Below are 22477 nucleotides of genomic sequence, written 5' to 3' on the forward strand. Positions count from 1 at the left end.
CGATGACCTTTAAAGATCATCGGGATTGATAAATTGATAATGGGTTTGGTTAAAACATTGCATCACATGATGCTATGTCTTTCGCTACAGCTTTAATACTGTGAGGATTAGGCGTAAAAGTTGTTATCTTCTTATTATTCACGAAGACATCAATTTTCTTGGCTTTGGCAATACCATGAGAAAAATCATACCAAGCATTAGCTCCATTGCGCCATTTGGTTGAACCCGCAGGAGCAACAGAAGTTTTTCCGTCCAATAGGAAGGATAATGGGTATTTAGAGTCAGTATTTTCATACCGATTTTTCTTTGTTTGTAGATTTGCAGAATGATCATAATCATCACCTGCACCTTCATTACAGGCTACCCAAAGTGTATTACCCTTAGTATCTTGAATCGAATATTCAATAAAACCTTGAGCATAGCTTGATTGCCATACATTCGGTGTCGCGTGGGCAAAGCCAGCAAAAGTGAGTAATGAAACAAGTAATATATTTTTCATTGTTATTCCAGAAAAGAATTTTAGATGAGGGAGTCTCCCTCATCTATTCGTGTAGGTTAACTTACTTTAGAGGGAGTACGTTTGCATGGTCGAATACTTTGAATGTATTGACCATCTCCCGTGTCGTGAAAGAAACCATATTTTGACTGAATTTCCAGACATTGACCTTTTTTAAAGGGTTTAAGCTGTTCTGCAACCTTTACGGGAAGTGCATACAGATTGAGGGTGACTTCACCTTTAGTGGTATAGAATACGACTGCTTCTTCACCAAAATCAATGGGTTGTTTCAAGGTGATTTTTTCAGTTTTCGCCGTTGCTACAGAGCACATCAATAAACTAAGTAAGCCACAAGTCAGTAGCTGAACCATTTTTATGGTTTTCATGATTGTTCTTCCTGATAGATGAATGAAAGTAAGTCCTTTGAGTTGATATCAATTCCGATACATTATCGGCGCTGTTCAACCTTTTGTACCTCACGCTGTACGCAAGCATTCCAAGGGGGCGAGCTTTCAACATATTGAGAGCAGTTTCTTAAAGCACCCATAGAAGCCTGTTGCATGGTGCCAAGCATTTGTCCATACGCATCAATATCAGCAATTGAGACATCACCTGCACGTTTGGTTTGAGCTGAATACTGACGTTGGGTAGCTTGTTCAGCTTTCCTTTGCTGTTCCAATGCTTGTTGAGCGCGAAGTTCCTGCTGCTTTAACACTAAATATTCTTCCTTAGTATTAAAGTCAGCAAAGCCAGTAATTTCTCCGTCAGCGTTGTATTTCAAAGCCCGCCATACAGTTTTACCTTTTTCAGATACGGGGATTATACCGTCAGGTGAACTCATGATTCGTTGAGCCATTTCCTGTTGTTGCTGAGATTGATAAGAAACCACCAATTCATTAGCGGAATTAGCAACTTGTTGAACATCTGGATTACCAGAGAATGTAGCCACTGCAGTCAGTGCAGAGCTAAGTAGATTTGAAAACCCCATCTTTATGCACCTTATATTTTCTCGTTAGAAAGTGAAGATTTAGTTCTGAATTCAGGATTAGTTACATATTAAATGTATCTATATTGGGTACAAAATATATTGTATCGATAATAGGTACATGACAGCAAGTATCAATACCCCTGAAATGCAGGCTTTAACTAAGTGGTTGAAGCAAATGCGGGAAGAACAACACCTCACTATGCGAGCATTAGCTGAACGCATGGGTAAACCACACTCGTATGTTCAAAAGGTTGAACAAGGCGAGCGTCGGTTAGATGTTGTCGAGTATGTTTGGTATTGCCGTATACTTGGAATTACCCCAGAGGAGGGGTTAGAGCAGATTAGGCAAGCGATTCCAGCATCAAAAAATTGATATGGATCATAATAACTATTAAGAAGAGATTTACTTGTTTTGCTCTTGAGGATCAAGATCAATTAAGCGAATACCCTGATGAGGGTCAATATTCAAGGCTTGGCAATAATAAATAAATTCAATGACCTCCAAGCGATAATCACCATGTTCCACATCTTCAATGTATTGCAAAGGTTTGCCCAGCCTATGAGCTAATTGCTGTTGAGTTAGATCATTGAATTCGCGTTGCTGTTTGAGCCACTCTTTCAAAGCTTTCATTTTCATCTCCATGTACTTAGATCATAACTCCAACTACAGCATGTAGTTTAGTGAGAACATGCGTATCTTGGTCATTGCAGATACGAATAGCATGTGCAATGGACTGGATTTGTGGATGAGGAATTGATGCAAGAAGATCGGAAACTGTATCAAGCTCAGGAAAGTATTTCTTCATGGTCACTCCTTGGTTAATAGACCATGTAGATAATATCTATGCAAATTCAAGACAAATACAGGCATTATTATTTTTATGGAAGATAACTAAGAAATATAATTGACTCTAAGCATATATCTGATTGAGGATCAGTAATTGAGACAAGTACAAATAGGTTGTGTAGATAGTATCTTCTGTTCTTTGATGTAAGCTGTCTATACATGATTTTAAATAGAGTTTAGAAAACTTAAAGTGGATAAGAGCATTTTTTTAATAAATTTAGGTGAATAGCCATTGCTATAATAATTAAGAATAAAATTGGTTTTTAGAAATTTTATATTGAGAGGGAAATAGTGTTTGGATATTTTAAGTGAAAATATTTCTTGATTTTGAAAATAAGTTAAAATATATTGAATGGCATTAGGTTTTTTTGAAAATATTAGAAATAGTTATCAGTTTATAGCCCATAACTTCCCCAAGGTATGGGTTTTTTTTTATAGAAGATATTTAAAGTTAAATTAAAAATTTAGATGTTTTTTTTTAATAAAACTCTGGATGAATTTATTGGTAAATATGAGCCTTATACAAGCAATTTGATGTCTATGCGACACATCCTAAAAATGTTGAATAAGTAAAGTAGTTGAAACCTTAAAATGGCCTCTAGACTTATAGTCTTGAAGATTTTTTTAGATAAAATTTATAATAAAAGTGTGAACTAGTTAGTAGAATAATTAATTTTTAATTATTGTGTAATTATTCTTATGTTTTTGTGGTAGATTTTTGTTTATTTTTTTGGATTATTTACAAAAATGCAAAACATACTTACTTTTATTAAAAATGGTCAAAAATTTACGTTAGATGCAAGCAATATTAAAAGTGTAAGAGATACGGGAAATGGTTTTGAAATCACTCTTAAAAGTGGTGAGATAATTCAAGCTGAGTCCTATAGCGTTACTCCTAATACTCAACCAGTGGAGCAAGTTTCTAGTCAGCAAGTAGAAAATAATTCTGAAGCTGATGAGGAAGTTGAAAAAGAAGAAGTTTTAAAAGAAAAGAGTTTATTGGATTCACAAGCAATGTTATGGGGTGGTGCTGCGATCGCACTTGGTGGTATTGCGGTAGCAGCATCAGGTAGTGGTGGTAGTGATGGTTCAGCACCTTCTGATCAAACTCCTCCAGCAAGTTTAACTAAAATATTGTCTAAAGATGGTAAAACGGTAAGTGGTTTAACAGAAGCTGGAGCAACTGTTATAGTTGAAAATTCGGCTGGAAAAGTAATCGGTTCTGCCAAAGCCGGAGCAGATGGGACATATTTAATTAATTTGGATAAAGCCTATATTAATGGTGAAATACTAAAAGTTTCTGCTCAAGATACTGCTGGTAATAGTACTGTTAAACAAGAACTTATCGCTTCTGATATTACAGCTCCTACTTTAACACATGCTATTTCTTCTAACGGTAAAACTATTACAGGTTTGACAGAGGCTAATTCAACTGTCACCGTCAAAGATTCATCTGGAAAAATTATTGGAACTTCAAAGTCTGATAGTGATGGAAAATATACAGTCATACTAGATAAAGCTTATTTAAATGGTGAAAAGCTTACTATTTCTGCTGAAGATTTAGCTGGTAATAAATCAACGATTCAAACAATTTTGGCTGACGATAAAACTGCGCCAATAGGTTTAACAGCGATTATTGATTCTGCGGGTAAAGCGGTTACAGGTGTAACTGAAGCTAATGCAGCAGTAACAATAAAAAATACGGCGGGAACCGTAGTCGGTACAGCTACAGCTGATGCCACAGGTAAATACTCGATTATCCTAGATAAAGCTTACTTGAATGGCGAAAGCCTAAATGCAACGGCTGCGGACAAATCAGGTAATGCTACCGCACCAAAAACAATAGTTGCACCCGACACCACGGCACCTTCAAGTCTGACTGTAACTATTGATGCTTCAGGTAAAGTGGTTACAGGTGTGACTGAAGCGAATGCTATTGTAACCGTTAAGAATGCTGCAGGAACTGTAGTTGGTACAGCTACAGCTGATGCTACAGGTAAATATTCAATTACCCTAGATAAAGCTTATCTAAATGGTGAAAGCTTAAGTGCAACAGCGGCAGATAAATCAGGTAATACTACCGCACCAAAAACAATAGTTGCACCCGACACCACGGCACCTTCAAGTCTGACTGTAACTATCGACACAACAGGTAAAGTGGTTGCAGGTGTAACTGAAGCGAATGCTGTTGTAACCGTTAAGAATGCTGCAGGAACCGTAGTCGGTACAGCTACAGCTGATGCCATAGGTAAATACTCAATTACACTAGATAAAGCTTACTTAAATGGCGAAAGCCTAAATGCAACGGCTGCGGACAAATCAGGTAATGCTACCGCACCAAAAACAATAGTTGCACCCGACACCACGGCACCTTCAAGTCTGACTGTAACTATTGATGCTGCAGGTAAAGTGGTTACAGGTACGACTGAGGTGGGTGCTGTTGTAACCGTTAAGAATGCTGCAGGAACTGTAGTTGGTACAGCTACAGCTGATGCTACAGGTAAATATTCAATTACCCTAGATAAAGCTTATCTAAATGGTGAAAGCTTAAGTGCAACAGCGGCAGATAAATCAGGTAATACTACCGTACCAAAAACAATAGTTGCACCGGACACCACTGCACCTTCAAGTCTGACTGCAACTATCGACACAACAGGTAAAGTGGTTGCAGGTGTAACTGAAGCGAATGCTGTTGTAACCGTTAAGAATGCTGCAGGAACCGTAGTCGGTACAGCTACAGCTGATGCCATAGGTAAATACTCAATTACACTAGATAAAGCTTACTTAAATGGCGAAAGCCTAAATGCAACGGCTGCGGACAAATCAGGTAATGCTACCGCACCAAAAACAATAGTTGCACCCGACACCACGGCACCTTCAAGTCTGACTGTAACTATTGATGCTGCAGGTAAAGTGGTTACAGGTACGACTGAGGTGGGTGCTGTTGTAACCGTTAAGAATGCTGCAGGAACTGTAGTTGGTACAGCTACAGCTGATGCTACAGGTAAATATTCAATTACCCTAGATAAAGCTTATCTAAATGGTGAAAGCTTAAGTGCAACAGCGGCAGATAAATCAGGTAATACTACCGTACCAAAAACAATAGTTGCACCGGACACCACTGCACCTTCAAGTCTGACTGCAACTATCGACACAACAGGTAAAGTGGTTGCAGGTGTAACTGAAGCGAATGCTGTTGTAACCGTTAAGAATGCTGCAGGAACCGTAGTCGGTACAGCTACAGCTGATGCTACAGGTAAATATGCAATTACCCTAGATAAAGCTTATCTAAATGGTGAAAGCTTAAGTGCTACTGCAGCAGATAAATTAGGTAATGCTACCGCACCAAAAACTATTGTTGCGCCAGATACCACAGCACCTTCAAGCTTAACTGCAACGATTGATGCTGCAGGTAAAGTGGTTACAGGTACGACTGAGGTGGGTGCTGTTGTAACCGTTAAGAATGCTGCAGGAACTGTAGTTGGTACAGCTACAGCTGATGCTACAGGTAAATATTCAATTACCCTAGATAAAGCTTATCTAAATGGTGAAAGCTTAAGTGCAACAGCGGCAGATAAATCAGGTAATACTACCGTACCAAAAACAATAGTTGCACCGGACACCACTGCACCTTCAAGTTTGACTGCCACTATAGATGCTGCAGGTAAAGTGGTTGCAGGTGTAACTGAAGCGAATGCTGTTGTAACCGTTAAGAATGCTGCAGGAACCGTAGTCGGTACAGCTACAGCTGATGCTACAGGTAAATATGCAATTACCCTAGATAAAGCTTATCTAAATGGTGAAAGCTTAAGTGCTACTGCAGCAGATAAATTAGGTAATGCTACCGCACCAAAAACTATTGTTGCGCCAGATACCACAGCACCTTCAAGCTTAACTGCAACGATTGATGCTGCAGGTAAAGTGGTTACAGGTGTAACTGAAGCGAATGCTGTTGTAACCGTTAAGAATGCTGCAGGAACCGTAGTCGGTACAGCTACAGCTGATGCCACAGGTAAATATTCAATTACCCTAGATAAAGCTTATCTAAATGGCGAAACTTTAAGTGCAACGGCGGCAGACAAATCGGGTAATACCACAATAGCAAAAACAGTTGATGCGCCGGATACCACGGCACCTTCAAGCTTAACTGCAACGATTGATTCATCAGGTAAAGTGGTTACAGGTACGACTGAAGCGAATGCTGTTGTAACAGTTAAGAATACTGCAGGAACCATAATCGGTACAGGTACTGCTGATGCCACAGGTAAATATTCAATTACCCTAGACAAAGCTTACTTAAATGGCGAAAGCTTAAATGCAACAGCGGCAGATAAAGCAGGTAATATCACAGTACCAAAAACAGTTAATGCTCCAGATACCACTGCACCTTCAAGCTTAACTGCAACGATTGATTCATCAGGTAAAGCGGTTACAGGTACGACTGAAGCAAATGCTGTTGTAACAGTTAAGAATGCTGCGGGAACCCTAATCGGTACAGCTACAGCTGATGCTACAGGTAAATACTCGATTACCCTAGATAAGGCTTATCTAAATGGTGAAACTTTAAGTGCAACGGCTGCGGACAAATCTGGTAATGCTACCGCACCAAAAACAGTTAATGCACCCGACACCACTGCACCTTCAAGTTTAACTACAACGATTGATTCATCAGGTAAAGTGGTTACAGGTGTAACTGAAGCCAATGCTGTTGTAACGATTAAAAATACTGCAGGAACCGTAGTTGGTACGGCTACCGCAGATGCCACAGGTAAATACTCGATTACCCTAGATAAAGCTTATTTAAATGGAGAAAGCTTAAGTGCTACAGCATCAGATCAATCTGGTAATGCTACCGCACCAAAAACAGTTAATGCACCCGACACCACGGCACCAACAGGTTTAACTGCAACGATTGATTCATCAGGTAAAGTGGTTACAGGTGTAACTGAAGCGAATGCTGTTGTAACAATTAAAAATACTGCAGGAACTATAATCGGTACAGGTACTGCTGATGCCACAGGTAAATATTCAGTTACCCTAGACAAAGCTTACTTAAATGGCGAAAGCTTAAGTGCTACAGCATCAGATCAATCTGGTAATGCTACCGCACCAAAAACAGTTAATGCACCCGACACCACGGCACCATCAAGTTTAACTGCAATTATAGATGCTGCAGGTAAAGTGGTTACAGGTACGACTGAAGTAGGTGCAAGAGTGACAGTAGAACAAATAACTGCTATTTATAAAGAAGTCACTGTTTTAGAAACCCAATCTGTTTTGAGTGAGACAGTACAGTCAAATTCTTTATCGAAAACATATTCTTTCGAAGTTACAGGCACAAATGCACATGTTTCTTTAAATTTGAGTTCTTCGACTAATTCACTTTCTGGTAGTTATAGTTCAACTCTTTCTAGTGCGAGTTTAAATACAAGTCTAAATGGTAGTATTTCCCAAGTTGGAGACGGCAATTACAGTATTGATTTAGCAAAAGGTTCGGTATTACCGCCTGGAACCTATACTTTGACAGTAAATTATTCTAGTTCAATGGTCCCCGTTATAAATGTAAATGTAACGCAAGAAGTGCCAAAAACTATTTTAGAAGTAGACCATTACGAAACAAAAGTTGTAGGCACAGCTAATGCAGATGAGGCAGGAAATTATTCTATTACTCTTGATAAAGCTTACTTAAATGGTGAAAGCTTAAGCGTAACGGCAGCAGATCAATCGGATAATAAAACTGAAGCGAAAGAGGTTATTGCACCAGATAGTACGCCACCAATTTTGCATCAACCAACTATTCAAGGTGGATGGGCTGAAGGGCAATCAGTACAAGGTACAACTGAAGCAAATACCACAATAATTGTTAAAAATACTGCAGGTGATGTAATCGGTTCGGCAATAGCTGATGCATCCGGGTATTACAATGTAATTTTGAATACAGTTTATGAAGATGGTGAATTATTAAAAGTAATTGCTGCGGATGCTAAAGGTAATGAAAGTTCAATTAATATAAATGCACCTGATACTACGGCACCTATATTGGCTAATTTGTTTAATTACGATGCTAGTACAGATAAAATTATTTTTAATGCGCCAAGTGATAGTTATGCTGTTGAGCAAAAAATTGATGGGGCTTGGGTTCACGTAAATATTGAGGAAAAATTCGATTGGTTAAATGTAGAATATAGGGTAACTGCTACAGATCAAGCTGGGAATAGTTCTCAACCACTAACCACTATAATTAATACTGTATCAGGAACTTACAAACCAACAGACCCTACATTTACTCAAATTATTAAAGGATCTACTGGAAATGATTATCTATATGGCGGGAACGGAGATGATACGTTAATTTCTAATACAGGTTCGGACTATCTATATGGTGAGTCTGGTAGTGATACGTTGATTTATGGTGGTAATTCAAATGGCTATACGGCTTTACTAGGTCAAGCAGGTAATGATACTTATATTGTAGATAAAACATTACTTGGTTCATCAAGTTATATTCATATCTTAGATAATACAAATGAACAAAATACACTTTATTTGAAATCAGTTTCAGCTGATGAAATTATCTTAAAACAAGCTAGTGCGGATAGAATTATTACATTTAATGATTTAACTGCCACCATACATTTTGGTGAGGGACAATTATCCTCAATTGTGTTTGACGATGGAACAGTTTGGAATAAAGCACAAATTGAAGCCAATATTATCGGTAGATTATTAGGTACAGATGGAGATGATCATTTACTGGCAGATGCTAATTATTCCATAATTTATGGTCTAGATGGTAATGATACGATACAAGGTGGTGTACAGGATGATTATCTGTATGGTGGTGATGGAGATGATACGTTAATTTCTAATACAGGTTCGGACTATCTATATGGTGGGGCTGGTAGTGATACGTTGGTTTATGGTGGTAATTCAAATGCGTATACGGCTTTATTGGGTCAAGCAGGTAATGATATTTATATTGTAGATAAAACATTACTTGGTACATCAAGTTATATTCATATTTTAGATAATACAAATGAAGAAAATATTCTTCATTTAAAATCAGTGCTTTCTAGTGATATTTCACTTAAGCAGTCGGATTCACTAATCATAATATCATTCAATGATTCAGCATCAACAATACGTTTTGGTAAGGATAATTTATCTTCTATTGTATTTGATGATGAAACTGTTTGGGATAAAGCTCAAATTGAGCAACATATTGCCAAAACTGTGCTTGGTACAACTGGTAATGATGTAATTGAGACAATTATAGCAGATCAAACTTACTCTTATAATTTAGATGCTGGCGCAGATACGTTGATTTTCAATGTTCTTGATAATATAGATAATTTAGGCGGAAATGCTAAGAGTGAGTGGACGGATTTTAATCTTGCTGAGCAAGATAAAATTGATTTATCTCAATTACTCATAAATGACAGTGGAAATCTTCAAGGCTATGTATCTGTACAAGATACTCAGTCTGGATTAATTGTTTCTGTTGATAGGGATGGTTCAAGTCACTCTATGTATAATTCTCAAGAATTGATTTTGCTTGTAGATAATCATAGTTCATTAAATGATTTGATCGCATCAAATGTATTTATTCATTAACTTATTTTACCGCAAGTCAAATAGTAAATTGACTTAGATTTATCGGATCTTTATTAGAGGAAAGGCAGCTTTGTTTCTAGTGACGAGGCTGCTATCTATAGATTTTAATAGCATATCCAATATTAATGATTTTTATACTTGGAAATTCCCCACAACCATCAGGCATTCCCCTTAGATGTCCAGCCCGAAACAGGAAATGCAAGGAACTTTTAGAATTCCCCTAACGTCTTAAGTTTTCCATGCGTTCTGCTCTGTGCTGCGATAGCAACTATGAAAGTTGGTATATCGACATCGCAATTCGCATGGAAGGCCAAAGAGCTGGAAACGATATGGGGAACATGTTGGATAAGGAAAAAGAGTAGGCCCAATGATCTATTTGGACCAACAGACTATCGATCAAATGGACCGTTAAATAGTCCGTTGGGCTAGCACTGTACAAAACCTACAGGCAACAAAAAACCCCATAAATCAAATATTCATGAGGTTTAATGATGGTGCCGGCACACGGATTCGAACTGTGGACCTACTGATTACAAGTCAGTTGCTCTACCAACTGAGCTATGCCGGCAACGTGGAGTGAATTTTACAGTTTCTTAAAAAAATTACAAGCCAAAAAATGAGCATTTAAATTTTTTCTATCAATTTTTAATTGCCTATACTGTTAAGCTCTAGAAATAACTTAAGACTTCAACACATAGATAAACGAATTAACACGTTCGCCACTATTTAAAGTGACTTGCACAGGTACTCTTTCATACCCTTCGCCTTCAAAGTCATCGAGTAATTTCCAGTTTGCGTCTAAATGCTCTGAGCTAAAAACAAAACCTTGAACTTGATTGGTACTTTCATCAAGTACAATTCCCGGATAGCCTAGATCAGCTCCCCAACCTTCATTACGCAAGGTTCCATTGACCCAGCCTTCTGACCATTGTCCGCCAATATTCTCAAGTATATGTGCATTAGGACGACCCGGGCCTAAAGTGCCATAAACAAATAAAGTCGACATGTGATTTTCCTTTACCTTAAAAATTAATATGTTTTCGCGTGTTTTGTATAAATGACTAAAAATATTCCAAGTAATGACAGTACAACGGTTAAGCCAACAATGGCACTCCAACCACCGTGCAGCCAGAACCAACCGCCTGCTGAGCCGACAATACTTGAACCCATATAGTAAAAAAGTAAGTACAGCGAACTGGCATGGGCTTTCGCTTGTTGACTTTCAGCACCTACAGAACTACTCGTAAGTGAGTGGGTAATAAAGAAACCCGTAGTAATAAATGCAATGCCAATAATAATGCCGAAAAGAGAGGTGAGCAGGGTCATGAGGCTACCCACAATCATTAAAACAAAGCCACTCATCATCATGGTTTTTTTACCGAAACGCTCGGCTAGCGTTCCTGCCAACGATGAAGACACCATGCCAAAGCTATACGACAAGAAAATAAGGCTAATCTGCGTCTGACTGAGTGAATAAGGTGCTCCACTTAAACGGAAAGTGGCATAGTTAAACAGGGTGACAAAAACACTGGTGAGCAAGAAACCAATCGCAAACAGGCGTAATAATTTAGTATTGCTTAAATGAGCACGCCACATTTGCATGTGAAAATCTAAATTTAGCCCTTTTTTCTGCACAAAATTACGCGAAGCAGGCAGTAGTTTTAAAAAGGCAATTGAGCAAATAAAACAGATTGCTCCAAGTAAGCCTAAAGCAGTTCGCCAAGAAAAATATTCAACCAAGATACCCATACCGACACGGCCCATCATGCCACCAAAAGCCGTACCTGCAATATATAAACCCATAGTTTTACCGAGGTGTTCAGGTGCAATTTCTTCGGCAATCCAAGCCATTGTCACTGCGGGTACGCCACCGAGCAGCAAACCTTCTAAAGCGCGTGCTATCAGCAAACTGTGCCAGTTAGGGGTAAACATTGAGACAATATTTAAAATTGCGGCACACAGCATTGATGTAAAAATTACACCGCGACGGCCAAGGGCTTGTGAAAAGGCACTTGATAGTACAATCGAAATTGCTAAAAAAGCAGTCGTTAATGACAGTGCTAAAGAGCTACTCGCAGGGCTAATTTGGAAACTTTGGCTAAATGCAGGTAAGAGTGGCTGTACACAATAAATCAGTGAGAAACTGGCAAAGCCAACCAAGAATAAAGCAAATCCTGCGTGTTTATAGGCTTTAGTCCCTTTGTGAATCCACTCGCGGGACAGAACAGAAGTCGTCTCAGTGCCTAAGGTACTGTGTGTAGATGAAGAGTTCATATCATGACCATGACAGAAAGAAAGTGCAGTGCTTTAGGGGCATACTGCATCGAGAAAATTCGATAAATTAAAATTAGCAATTTGAAAGGTATTTTTCTAATATATTTAACAATAGGTCATGATATGTTTTATATATAGCAATGGAACTCAGACATATACGCTACTTTTTAGCGGTAGCAGAAGAAAAAAACTTTACCAAAGCTGCGCAACGCTTAAACATGAGCCAGCCACCTTTAAGCATGCAAATACGAGATTTAGAAGAAGAGCTGGGTGCAGATTTATTTATTCGTTCGCCACATGGGGTGGAGCTGACCGAAGCTGGGCTTGCCTTTTTAAATGCAATTCAGCCCGTACAGCAGCGTGTAGAAGATGCAGCGAACCTTGTTAAGCAAGTGGCAAATGGCGAAGTCGGTCAATTAAGATTAGGCTTTACAGGGACTTCAATGTTGAACCCTTTAATTCCTAAATGCGTTCGCTATTTTCAGCAGCAATATCCGAAAGTGAATTTAAAGCTTGAAGAAGCCAATACCTTACTACTCATTGATTTGCTGCTTGAAGATCGCTTAGATGTCGCGATTATTCGTTCACCACGAAATATTCCAGATAGTTTAATTATTCAAGAATTATTAGCAGAACCCCTCATTGCTGCTTTGCCTTCCGAGACTTTTCAACTCGACCATGCATCACCAGAAATTGATTTAACGGCGCTACGAGAGCTTGATTTTATTGTCTCGCCACCTTCCATTAGTGCAGGGCTTTTTGATGCGATTAAACAAGCCTGTCATGAGCGTGGTTTTGAACCCAAAATTGGACAAAACGCCCCGCAAATTGTGTCGATTTTATCGTTAGTATCTGCAAACTTAGGTGTATCTTTGGTGCCGGAGTCGACCAGACAATTGCAAATTCAGGGTGTGACATATCGCTCTTTGAAAGCGCCTGTCCCTACGGTGGGCTTAGGGCTTGCTTATAAAAAACATGCCCCTTCACAAATGGCGATTAACTTTGCCAGTGTGGTGCAAGATATTCTCCATTTTAATTAAATGTTATAAAGAGGAAGTTAAAATTTATTCACTATATAATTATTTATAGTTCTTTATTTATACAAAAACTATTTAATTTTGGTTGAAAAATAGGCTTATGAACAAAGATTTTTATCTATAAACTATAAAAATTATTATTTTATTTTTTTTAATAGAATTTATGAAAACTTAATAATATTAAATATTCGGTGAAATTATAAAATTTTTATATTAGTTTTATTAATAAATTTTTTGGCAATTTAAATTTATACTTAATTGTAAATAATCAATCTATTGTTTGGGGTTTTTAATAATTTAAATTTAAGCAAAGGTTTATTATAGGGTTTTATAATTTTATTTAATTTAAAGAAAATAAAATTTTATTTTTATATCTATTTAATTTTTATCCTGTATCAAAAAATTAATATTAAATTAAACTAAATAATTATATTGTATTGGTGGGTGTTTTAATCAGTTTTTAGATTATGGATTTGCGTTAAAGTAAATGCTACACTTGTGATTGATTTAGGAAGCTTAATATAAATAAAATTTTATAATCAAAGAAAATAATGAGATTTTAACTAATAGATATTTTTTTATTAGTGGTTAAATAGTCAATAGTTATTTATTTTGATAATTAAAATTAGATATATATAAGTTAGATGTTATTAATTATTAATGGTTTATATAAAGCTAATTGACTAATTTAAATTATATGAAGGTTTTGTTATGTTAAGTAAAAAAAGTTAATGTCATCAAAAATAGAGGTAATCACTATAGAAGTTGTTGTTGGAGAGTAATTGAAATGAACTAGTTGAAAATTATTTATAAAGTAATATTGAAAATATAAATTAAAGCTTAAAAATAAGTTTAATTTAAAAGTTTTTTACATTTATAACAGTATTTAAGGATTTTTTTGTGGAACAAATTTTAAATAATGATTTAATGATAGCTGAGCAGATCGTAAAATTAATTTTTCATAAGCGCCGTTTATTAGCAAATGATTCAGAGCAAGAGAACTTTCAAGAAGAAGCTTTTTTACATATTCAAAAAGTATTGAATTTTGTCAAAAATAAACAACCTATTCATATGATTTTACCTGCTTTTCCAGCTAAATCACCAAATAGGAAAAAAACTTTAGATATTTTCCCTGATAAGGGTGAGGAATTAGCTTTAGCAACATTGAATAAATTATGCGAAAAAATAAAAAATATTTATGCACCTGGAGCAAAGTTAACGATTTGTTCGGATGGAAGGGTTTTTGCTGAACTCGTACGAATCCCGGATGAGGCCATATCTTCTTATAAATATGACCTTATAGAGAGAGTGGGAAAACCTTATGCAGATAATATTGATTACTTTGATTTAGATGATGTTTTTCAAGATATACCAGAATATAGCACACTGCGTGAAGAGTTGATGGTTCAATATGGAGAGTCATTATTAAGCTTAAAACACCGATGTAAGCAAGAGAAACCAGCAGCTGAAATGTACCGCGGGATTTGTCGCTTTTTGACTGAGGATTTTTCAGGTCTTAATGAATTCAAAGGCTGGTCAAAAAACCAGATATTAAATGTAGCTCGTATGAATGCTTACCGGGTAATTCAAAGAAGTAATGCATGGACTAATTTATTGAAGGAGCAATTCCCAAATTCGGTTCGTCTTAGTATTCATCCACAACCGCGAGTTTCAGAAAAAATTGGAATATTTTTGATGGACTCTGATGACAATTGGCGTACACCTTGGCATTCGGTCGTTATACAAGATGATGATGGATTTACTTTGGTTCCACGACACAAAGCGGAGGAAGAAAATGCTTTATTAATCTTTAAAAATGGTAAAGCTAGCCATTATTTGCGTAATAACCAACAAGAAATGTAAGTAAATATAGCTTTATATTTAGAGATTTAAATAATGTTTAGTATAAAAGATTTATCTCCATTTGGAGCATTAATAACGGCATCAAGTGAACATGATAATATTAATGAGATCGGTGCCGAGGTTTTAAATAACTTATTATCTCAATACAAGGTTTTAGTATTTCGTGGATTTAAAGCGTTACTAGATCCACAATATATTAACTTTTGCGAGTCATTGGGCAATCTGATGTATTGGGAGTTCGGTGCTTTACTCAATGTAAAAATGGAACAAGATCCTAAAAACCATATTTTCTCAAAAGGTCGGGTTGAATTACATTGGGATGGAGCTTTTGCGCAACAAACTCCAAGAATTAATGCTTTTCAGTGTACCGTATCCTCAGAAGATGGGCGAGGTGGGGAAACACTTTTTGTTGATACTACACGTATTTTGAAGGACATCCCTTCTAGCCAATTAGAAGACTGGAAGAAGATTAAGCTATCTTATTCGACTGAAAAGAAAGCACATTATGGTGGCTCAATTGATGTAAATCTCATTGAAACCCATCCTCATAAAGGCCATTCAGTTATCCGGTTTATTGAAATCGAAAATGAAGATAATCAGGAAGTGAATCCTGTACAGCTCTCCATTAAAGATTTAAATCATCAACCAGTAGAATCACAAGAAATTGTTCAGTCAATTACAGAGATTTTATATGACCCTAAATATATGTATCGACATCAGTGGGTTAGTGGCGATTACATGTTAATTGATAACAATTCAGTATTACATGGCCGTGCAAAAGTTGAGGGTAATGTGAATCGACATTTAAAACGTGTCCATATCCTGTAACTAATCGATAGAAAACAAATCGATGGAAAATGTTAACGGATCAAGTGCTTCAGCTGAAGTTATTACGACACTTTTTTCATTGAGTGGGTGGTGGTTCTGCTTATCAGCAGAATCATTGCCTAGAATGCTCAAATGTTTTAGCTCAAATGAAATCAGTATGTGGAAGCCAGAATTACATGAGTGCTTAGTATACGGGGACTCTTTTCCCAAATGCATTTGTCTCATTTTGAAGTGACGTGTAGTAAAAATTTTACGTATAGGAATTGCGGAAATTGAAAATTCTGAGCAGTCTGGTGTTGAAAATAAAGAGTAACTTTAAATAAAAAATTGTCGTCAGACCTACGCATAATAGATGAAAAAATTATTTTATAAAAAATAAAAAGCACAAATAGAAAAATCTATTTGTGCTTTTAAGCTATAAATTTTTAGTTCTATCAAACTAAATAAATTTAGCTTTTCACTCTAAACCAAGCAGCATAAAGTGCTGGAACAAAGAATAAGGTAAGTACAGTTGCGACTGCTAAACCGCCCATAATTGCAATTGCCATTGGACCCCATAATGTGGAAAGCGTCAGGGGAATCATTGCTAAAATTGCAGCCAAAGCTGTTAATAGAACAGGACGAGTACGTCCTACAGTGGCTTGAATAATCGCCTGTTCTGGTGTTTGACCAGTAGAAATATTTCTATCTATCTGATCAACCAAAATAACCGAATTACGCATAATCATACCCGCTAGGGCAATTACACCTAATGTTGCAACAAAACCGAAAGGAGCACGAGTAATTAATAAGGCCAAGCTTACTCCGATCATGCCAAGTGGTGCCGTTAATACCACCATAAACATGCGACTAAAGCTTTGTAGTTGTAACATCAGAAATATTACCCACAGTAAGAACATAACAGGCATAACAGATTGAATAGCTGCATCTGCTTTAGCACTTTCTTCAATTGTTCCACCAGTTTCAATACTGTAGCCAATAGGTAACTTTTGACTCAGGTCATTTAAATTCGATTCAATTTGCTTTGAAACATCTGGCGCTTGAGCATCATTTACATCAGCACGAACACTGAGAGTTGGTAAGCGATTACGTATCCAAATTCCCCCTTCTTCTAATACGGGTCTAAGTTCAGCAACTTGGTCGAGAGGAATATTTCTTCCGTTTGATGCACGAATCGTAATTTGGCCCATTTGAGCTGTATCAAGTCGATTATCTGCTTTCGCTCTTGCTACCACATCAATTAATTCGGTACCTTCTCTAATTTGAGTGACCGTATAACCACTTAATAACATTTGTAAGGTACGGGAAATATCTTGCGAACTAATACCCAAACTACGAGCACGTTCCTGATCAATAATAAATCTAATAGCTTTACTGCGTTCATTCCATTGAAAATTGACGTCGCGTACATTTGGATGCTGACGCATAATGTCACGGACTTCGCCAGCAATTTCACGAACTTTTTCTGGGTCTTTACCACGAACCCTAAACTGTACAGGGTAGCCGACTGTTGGTCCTAACTCTAGTCGGTAAACCCGTGTGCGAATATGCGGAAATTGTTGAGTAAGACGATTATGCAAATCAGAAGTTAGCTGACTCGTTTGTTTAATGTCTTTAGGATAAACAATTAACTGAGCATAATTATTTTTAGGTGTTTCCGGATCGAGAGATAAATAAAAACGAGGAGAACCAGTTCCCACATAAGCTGTGTAATCCCGAACTCGTTGATCGCTGGAAAGTAATTTTTCAACCTGTTTCGTTGCATTTAAAGTTGCTGTGTAGCTAGCGCCTTCTTCGAGTTGTACATCAATTAAAATTTCTTCACGCGGAGAATCAGGGAAGAATTGTTGAGGAACAAATTGAAATGCAATTAAAGATAAAATAAAGCTGAGAATGGTTGCTAGTAAAACCCATTTCCTGTTTTTGACGCACCACATAATTTTACGGCTAAACCATTGTGAGAGTTTATCTCTATGGGAGTTTTGTGCGGAATGAGAGTCATGGGCTTGTATTTTAGGAAGTAAAACTGTGCCTAAAAAAGGTGTAAATAATACTGCCACCAACCACGAAACAATTAAAGAAATCCCAACGACCCAAAAAATTGATCCGGTAAATTCACTTGTTGAAGATAATGCAAAGCCAACTGGGACAAAGCCAGCTGCTGTAATTAAAGTACCTGTTAGCATTGGAAAAGCTGTATTACTCCAGGCAAAACTGGCAGCTTTAAAACGGTCCAGACCTTCTTCCATTTTGACTTGCATCATTTCGACTGCAATAATCGCGTCATCAACTAACAAGCCCAAGGCAATAATAAGAGCACCTAACGAGATTCGTTGTAAATTGATATCTAGGCGCCACATCAAGAAAAAGGTAATACCTAAAACTAGAGGTACAGATAAAGCAACCACAATCCCTGTTCGCACACCTAAAGCAAATAAACTAACAGCTAAAACAATGGCTAGTGCTAGCACAAAGTGTCCGAGAAACTCATTCACCGAATGTTCGACAAGACTAGGTTGGTCTACTATTTTTTCAATAGTAATCCCAGCAGGTAAGGCTTCTTGTACCTCTTTAATACGTTGGTCTAGATGTTTACCTAAAGCAAGAATATCGCCTTTTTCTGTCATTGAAACAGCAAGTCCAGTAACTCGTTCACCATTTCGTCTCATAGAGACTTGGGGAGGGTCAATGAACCCTTTACTGATATGGGCAACATCTCCTAAATGAATATTGCGGGATCCAACCTGAACTACAATATTTTTTAAGTCTTGTACGTTTTTTACATCTCCATCAACACGAGCATATATACGTGCATGAGGACCTTCAAAAGTTCCTGCTGACTCAACCGCATTCTGTTTTTGTAAATCATTGACTAGGTCTAAGGGTGAAATACCCAGCTGAGCTAACTTTGCATAATTGAATTCAATATAAAAGCGAGGTTCTTGAATACCTAACAACATGACTTTTGATACATCAGGAACCTGAAGAAGATGGTCTCTTGTAGAAAGAAGCACCTGCTTCATTTTGACATCGTCAAATCCATCAGCATGAAATGCATAAATAGATCCAAAGGTATCTCCAAAGTCATCATTAAAAAAAGGGCCTTGAATATCTTTAGGTAAATTCTGTCGTATGTCGTTTACACGCTTACGTGCTTGATACCAGCTTTCTTCAATTTGGCTTTTACGGGTCCAATCCTTCAGAACTAAGAAGATAGTTGCTTGACCTGGGCGTACATAACTTTGTACATAATCATAATTAGGTACTTCTTGCAGTGTACGCTGAATCTTTTCGACAACCTGTTGTTCTAGATCACGTGTGGTAGCACCTGGCCAATTGACGTCTATGGTCATGACTTTGATCGTCAAATTAGGGTCTTCAGCTCGCCCTAATTTAAAATAAGCCACGGTACCTAAAAGCAGGGAAAGTAGCATCGCAAAAATAACTAATGTTCGATGCTCGAGGGCCCAGCTGGATAAATTAAATCCTTTCACGGCAACCTCCCATCCCATGCTTTTACAGCCATCTTACAGTCTATGCGATGTACCCCAGCCGTGACAATTCGTTCGCCAGCCAGAATTCCTTTGGCAACCGTAATGGTTTCAGTATTGATTTTGCTCAATAAGACGGGGCGGAGTTGGAGATTTTTAGCGCCATGAGGGAGTACCCAAACAGCGGTTTGCTGTCCTTTTTGAAACAGGGCACCAATAGGTAAAATAATTTCCTGATTTATATTGTTATTTAAAAAATAGACGGTTGCTGTCATACCTAATTTAGCTACAGCAGGTAAATTCGTTATAGAAATTCGAACACGATAAGTTCGACTGTTCGGGTCTGCAACAGTCGCTATCTCACGCACATGTCCTGTAAATGTATGCTCGGAAAAGCTAAGTAATTTGATGCTAGCTTGTTGATCTATTTTAAGTTGATTAATCTGACTTTCTGGAACATCTATCTGTACTTCATTTTCACCGTTTTGAGCCAGTTTAAATATAGGAGTTCCAGCTGAGATAACCTGCCCACTTTCTGCCTGAACTTCCGCAATTGTTCCCGCTGCTGGTGAACGCAAAGTCGTATAACTTAGATCGTTTTTTGCTCGGTCAAGTCGGCTTTGAGCTGCATTTACCTGTGCTTGAGTATTTTGATATAGGTTTTCAAGACTATCGAGATCGGCTCGTGAAATAGCACCTATTTCGACCAGGCTACGATTGCGATGTAGATCTCTTTGTACTCTTGCAAGGGTACTTTGAGCTTGGTGCAATTCAGCAGATGCTTCCTGAATACTTAGTCTAAAAGGAGTATCGTCTAACTGTGCTAATGGCTGATTTTTGCTAATGGTTGCGCCTGTATCAACTAAACGTTTTATGACACGACCTGCTACCCGAAAAGAGAGTTGGCTTTCAACTCGAGGCACAATATTTCCGGAAAAAGATAAATTAGAGAGTTCATCAGCAGGAGATGCTGTGGTGAGTTGAACCGCAATAACCTTTTCTGGCTCCTCGGTTTTATGGCTACAGCCAACGAAGAAAATAAAACTTATAAAAATTAAAACTATAAAAATCATATAGATATTTTGTTCTAATGATTTCAATTGATTTTTAAACTCTATTGGAGGCATTTCATAGGTCCTTAAAGGGAGTTTTTAAATAACTAAAGTTTTCAGAGAAATATTTTTGTACTGGTTCGCAAAATATTTGAATTTTGTACTGATTTGTATAAAATAGTCAATGAATTTTTCAAGGTGATGGGTAATGGAAACTAAATCACGAGGAAGACCGCGTTCTTACGATCCTGAACAAGTACTAGAGCGTGCTTTACATGCATTTTGGAAAGGTGGATTTTCTGGGACTTCTTTAGACACTTTGGCCTTAGTCACAGGATTAAATCGACCAAGTCTTTATGCAGGTTTAGGAGATAAACGCACGATTTATATTAAAGCTATGCATTATTTCCAAAAATATGCCCAGACAGAATTTGGCAAAGCATTGGAACATAAAGATACGGATAGGTCGTTTGCCGATGTTATTTTGAGATATTTGCGAACAGCTCTCGAAGTAGATGGATATCATGAAGATATCGATTTGAGCGGATGTGCAGTTATATCAACAGCCATGGCTGATGCGTTGGCTGATAATGAAATCCAAGCTGTATTAAAAGAAGTTTTAACAGAAATGAATGAACAGCTTTATCAACGATTGAGCCTAGCTAAACAAAATCTAGAATTGCCTCATGATACTGATATTGATGCATTAGCTTTCTTAATGACTTCTGCCGCACATAGTATTGGTATTCGAGCTAGAGCGGGTTTGAATTTACAGCAAATTGAAGAATTATTACTTTCAGTTTCTAAAATACTTTGTCCTGCGTAAGAAAAATTCGGTTTAAATTAAAGCTCTCTAAAATTTATTATGTATGTTTAAAGAGAGCTTAGATTTTATTTTTCAGTAATATAGCCGTAAAATTGATATCAATGTTTAGGCGCCGTGTTCATTAAAAAGATGCCTAAAATAATAAAAATCGCGCCATATAAAAACGATAAAGTCGGCTGTTCATGAATGAAAACCCAAGCCATAAGCGCTGCAAAAATCGGTTCAGAAAGTTCAGTCACTTGTACCTTTGCGGCACTCATATAAGACAACGCTTTGGTTGTACAGAAAAAGCCGAGGATGGTTGGTAGAACAGCTAAACCAATCAAGCCTAAAACAATGTCACTATTAAAATTAATACTGTGAAAATTAATTAAAAACGGAACGGCAAGATAAACACTGCCAAATAACAATAAATATTTGGTAAGAAACAGCCCGCCGTTTAATTTGAACTTTTTCACTAAAACCGAAAATAGGCCATAACCCGTGCCGGCAACAGAAGCATTGATCAGCATTAAAAGGCTATTTTCACCTTTCCATGAAATGATACTAATCCCCGCGACAGCCAATAATGTTCCAATAAGCGAATGAATGTAGATGCTTTCTTTTAAAATGAATCGACCAAAAAATAGGGCGGAGATGGCAGCCGAAGCCATGAGGACCACCACCACATTGGCGGCGGCACCGTGGTTGTAGGCAATGGTTTCGAAAAAGAATAAAGAGAAAATCCCTAAAAAAGCACAGATAGCAATTTGAGTAAAAACGCTGAGTTTACTTGTCGTGCTGCTAATGTATGCAATCTTTTGGCTAACAGGGAATTTAAATAAAAAAACACTTAAAAAGAAAAAGGCGATAATGGTTTTTAAAAAGGCAATATCTTGTGGGTTTAAACCGCTGTGCATGAGTAATTTGCTAATCACGCCAATAGAGGCATTTAAAGCCGCTGCACAAAGTGCAAATAGGGTTCCAATAATTAAATTATTCACTCTTATAATTCTTCCTAATTTTTACGCATGCAGTCTACATTATTTTTTGGTTGAATATTCAATTAAAATAACCAGTTAAGGTTGAATATTTTCAAAAAATTATTCTGTATGGATTTAACTATTTTTATAAAAATCTAAATGCTTCTAATAGACTTTTGTTTCAGAGAATTGTGATTTA

Annotated in this window: 16 protein-coding genes and 1 tRNA gene; 6 read left to right on the forward strand and 11 right to left on the reverse strand. The window is 37.2% G+C overall.

Going from position 1 to position 22477, the window contains the following annotated elements; genetic code table 11:
* Nucleotides 1-49 precede the first annotated feature (49 nt).
* The 3 genes from SOI76_RS01130 to SOI76_RS01140 form a co-directional block, all read right to left on the reverse strand.
* Nucleotides 50-499 carry a hypothetical protein gene (locus tag SOI76_RS01130; protein WP_020753524.1) on the reverse strand — a complete coding sequence of 150 codons (450 nt, stop codon included), beginning with the start codon at nt 497-499 and terminating at the stop codon, nt 50-52.
* A gap of 56 nt (nt 500-555) precedes the next feature.
* Complete coding sequence (locus SOI76_RS01135) at nt 556-882, reverse strand: hypothetical protein (protein WP_020753523.1); 327 nt, start codon at nt 880-882, stop codon at nt 556-558.
* A gap of 62 nt (nt 883-944) precedes the next feature.
* Nucleotides 945-1484: a hypothetical protein gene (locus SOI76_RS01140; protein ID WP_104080813.1), complete on the reverse strand. Its 540-nt coding sequence runs from the start codon at nt 1482-1484 to the stop codon at nt 945-947.
* Between the two features lie 118 nt (nt 1485-1602).
* Here SOI76_RS01140 and SOI76_RS01145 point away from each other — a divergent pair, with 118 nt between their 5' ends.
* Complete coding sequence (locus SOI76_RS01145; protein ID WP_017402814.1) at nt 1603-1857, forward strand: helix-turn-helix domain-containing protein; 255 nt, start codon at nt 1603-1605, stop codon at nt 1855-1857.
* A 30-nt stretch (nt 1858-1887) separates the two neighbouring features.
* On the opposite strand, the gene SOI76_RS01150 is transcribed toward SOI76_RS01145, so the two are convergent.
* Together SOI76_RS01150 and SOI76_RS01155 are read right to left on the reverse strand one after the other, a co-directional pair.
* Entirely contained in the window at nt 1888-2115 is a 228-nt protein-coding gene (locus SOI76_RS01150; RefSeq protein ID WP_017402813.1) for a helix-turn-helix transcriptional regulator, read from the reverse strand.
* Nucleotides 2116-2131: 16 nt separating this feature from the next.
* On the reverse strand, nt 2132-2290 hold the full coding sequence (locus tag SOI76_RS01155; protein ID WP_005134555.1) for a hypothetical protein: 159 nt from the start codon (nt 2288-2290) through the stop codon (nt 2132-2134).
* A 788-nt stretch (nt 2291-3078) separates the two neighbouring features.
* On the opposite strand from SOI76_RS01155, the gene SOI76_RS01160 reads away from it, so the two are divergent.
* Complete coding sequence (locus tag SOI76_RS01160) at nt 3079-9945, forward strand: Ig-like domain-containing protein (protein ID WP_414017394.1); 6867 nt, start codon at nt 3079-3081, stop codon at nt 9943-9945.
* A gap of 492 nt (nt 9946-10437) precedes the next feature.
* Here the strand turns inward: SOI76_RS01160 and SOI76_RS01170 are convergent.
* The 3 genes from SOI76_RS01170 to sxtP all read right to left on the reverse strand — a co-directional run bounded on the left by SOI76_RS01170 (nt 10438) and on the right by sxtP (nt 12219).
* A tRNA-Thr gene (locus SOI76_RS01170) sits at nt 10438-10513 on the reverse strand.
* 111 nt (nt 10514-10624) lie between these two features.
* A complete protein-coding gene (locus SOI76_RS01175; protein ID WP_104079680.1) occupies nt 10625-10951 on the reverse strand; it encodes a gamma-glutamylcyclotransferase family protein in 327 nt (108 codons plus the stop codon).
* Nucleotides 10952-10974: 23 nt separating this feature from the next.
* The gene (gene sxtP / locus SOI76_RS01180; protein ID WP_104079681.1) at nt 10975-12219 is read right to left on the reverse strand and encodes a multidrug efflux MFS transporter SxtP; all 1245 of its coding nucleotides are present in this window, start codon (nt 12217-12219) and stop codon (nt 10975-10977) included.
* A 140-nt stretch (nt 12220-12359) separates the two neighbouring features.
* Between sxtP and sxtR the strand changes: the two genes are divergently transcribed.
* The 3 genes from sxtR (at nt 12360) to SOI76_RS01195 (ending at nt 15947) form a co-directional block, all read left to right on the forward strand.
* The gene (gene sxtR, locus SOI76_RS01185; protein ID WP_104079682.1) at nt 12360-13259 is read left to right on the forward strand and encodes a multidrug efflux pump transcriptional activator SxtR; all 900 of its coding nucleotides are present in this window, start codon (nt 12360-12362) and stop codon (nt 13257-13259) included.
* Nucleotides 13260-14156: 897 nt separating this feature from the next.
* Nucleotides 14157-15119 (forward strand): isocyanide synthase family protein, encoded by a 963-nt coding sequence (locus SOI76_RS01190; RefSeq protein WP_057068927.1) that lies wholly within the window; start codon nt 14157-14159, stop codon nt 15117-15119.
* Between the two features lie 33 nt (nt 15120-15152).
* Nucleotides 15153-15947 (forward strand): TauD/TfdA family dioxygenase, encoded by a 795-nt coding sequence (locus SOI76_RS01195; protein WP_104079683.1) that lies wholly within the window; start codon nt 15153-15155, stop codon nt 15945-15947.
* Nucleotides 15948-16396: 449 nt separating this feature from the next.
* Here the strand turns inward: SOI76_RS01195 and SOI76_RS01200 are convergent, their stop codons facing one another.
* Both SOI76_RS01200 and SOI76_RS01205 read right to left on the reverse strand, forming a co-directional pair.
* Entirely contained in the window at nt 16397-19441 is a 3045-nt protein-coding gene (locus SOI76_RS01200) for an efflux RND transporter permease subunit (RefSeq protein ID WP_104079685.1), read from the reverse strand.
* On the reverse strand, nt 19438-20565 hold the full coding sequence (locus SOI76_RS01205; RefSeq protein ID WP_104079686.1) for an efflux RND transporter periplasmic adaptor subunit: 1128 nt from the start codon (nt 20563-20565) through the stop codon (nt 19438-19440). The genes SOI76_RS01200 and SOI76_RS01205 overlap by 4 nt, the downstream gene beginning before the upstream one ends.
* Before the next feature lie 133 nt (nt 20566-20698).
* Between SOI76_RS01205 and SOI76_RS01210 the strand changes: the two genes are divergently transcribed.
* Nucleotides 20699-21316: a TetR/AcrR family transcriptional regulator gene (locus SOI76_RS01210; RefSeq protein ID WP_104079687.1), complete on the forward strand. Its 618-nt coding sequence runs from the start codon at nt 20699-20701 to the stop codon at nt 21314-21316.
* 98 nt (nt 21317-21414) lie between these two features.
* Here SOI76_RS01210 and SOI76_RS01215 read toward each other — a convergent pair whose 3' ends face one another.
* Entirely contained in the window at nt 21415-22299 is an 885-nt protein-coding gene (locus tag SOI76_RS01215) for a DMT family transporter (protein WP_104079688.1), read from the reverse strand.
* Between the last annotated feature and the right edge of the window lie 178 nt (nt 22300-22477).

The sequence above is a fragment of the Acinetobacter pittii genome, from assembly GCF_034064985.1.
GTDB lineage: Bacteria > Pseudomonadota > Gammaproteobacteria > Pseudomonadales > Moraxellaceae > Acinetobacter > Acinetobacter pittii_H.

Bases quoted from the DNA above. Each gene is read 5' to 3' on its own strand.
- SOI76_RS01130 (WP_020753524.1), bottom strand. From the start codon at position 499: ATGAAAAATATATTACTTGTTTCATTACTCACTTTTGCTGGCTTTGCC.
- SOI76_RS01135 (WP_020753523.1), bottom strand. From the start codon at position 882: ATGAAAACCATAAAAATGGTTCAGCTACTGACTTGTGGCTTACTTAGT.
- SOI76_RS01140 (WP_104080813.1), bottom strand. From the start codon at position 1,484: ATGGGGTTTTCAAATCTACTTAGCTCTGCACTGACTGCAGTGGCTACA.
- SOI76_RS01145 (WP_017402814.1), top strand. From the start codon at position 1,603: ATGACAGCAAGTATCAATACCCCTGAAATGCAGGCTTTAACTAAGTGG.
- SOI76_RS01150 (WP_017402813.1), bottom strand. From the start codon at position 2,115: ATGAAAGCTTTGAAAGAGTGGCTCAAACAGCAACGCGAATTCAATGAT.
- SOI76_RS01155 (WP_005134555.1), bottom strand. From the start codon at position 2,290: ATGAAGAAATACTTTCCTGAGCTTGATACAGTTTCCGATCTTCTTGCA.
- SOI76_RS01160 (WP_414017394.1), top strand. From the start codon at position 3,079: ATGCAAAACATACTTACTTTTATTAAAAATGGTCAAAAATTTACGTTA.
- SOI76_RS01175 (WP_104079680.1), bottom strand. From the start codon at position 10,951: ATGTCGACTTTATTTGTTTATGGCACTTTAGGCCCGGGTCGTCCTAAT.
- sxtP (WP_104079681.1), bottom strand. From the start codon at position 12,219: ATGAACTCTTCATCTACACACAGTACCTTAGGCACTGAGACGACTTCT.
- sxtR (WP_104079682.1), top strand. From the start codon at position 12,360: ATGGAACTCAGACATATACGCTACTTTTTAGCGGTAGCAGAAGAAAAA.
- SOI76_RS01195 (WP_104079683.1), top strand. From the start codon at position 15,153: ATGTTTAGTATAAAAGATTTATCTCCATTTGGAGCATTAATAACGGCA.
- SOI76_RS01205 (WP_104079686.1), bottom strand. From the start codon at position 20,565: ATGCCTCCAATAGAGTTTAAAAATCAATTGAAATCATTAGAACAAAAT.
- SOI76_RS01210 (WP_104079687.1), top strand. From the start codon at position 20,699: ATGGAAACTAAATCACGAGGAAGACCGCGTTCTTACGATCCTGAACAA.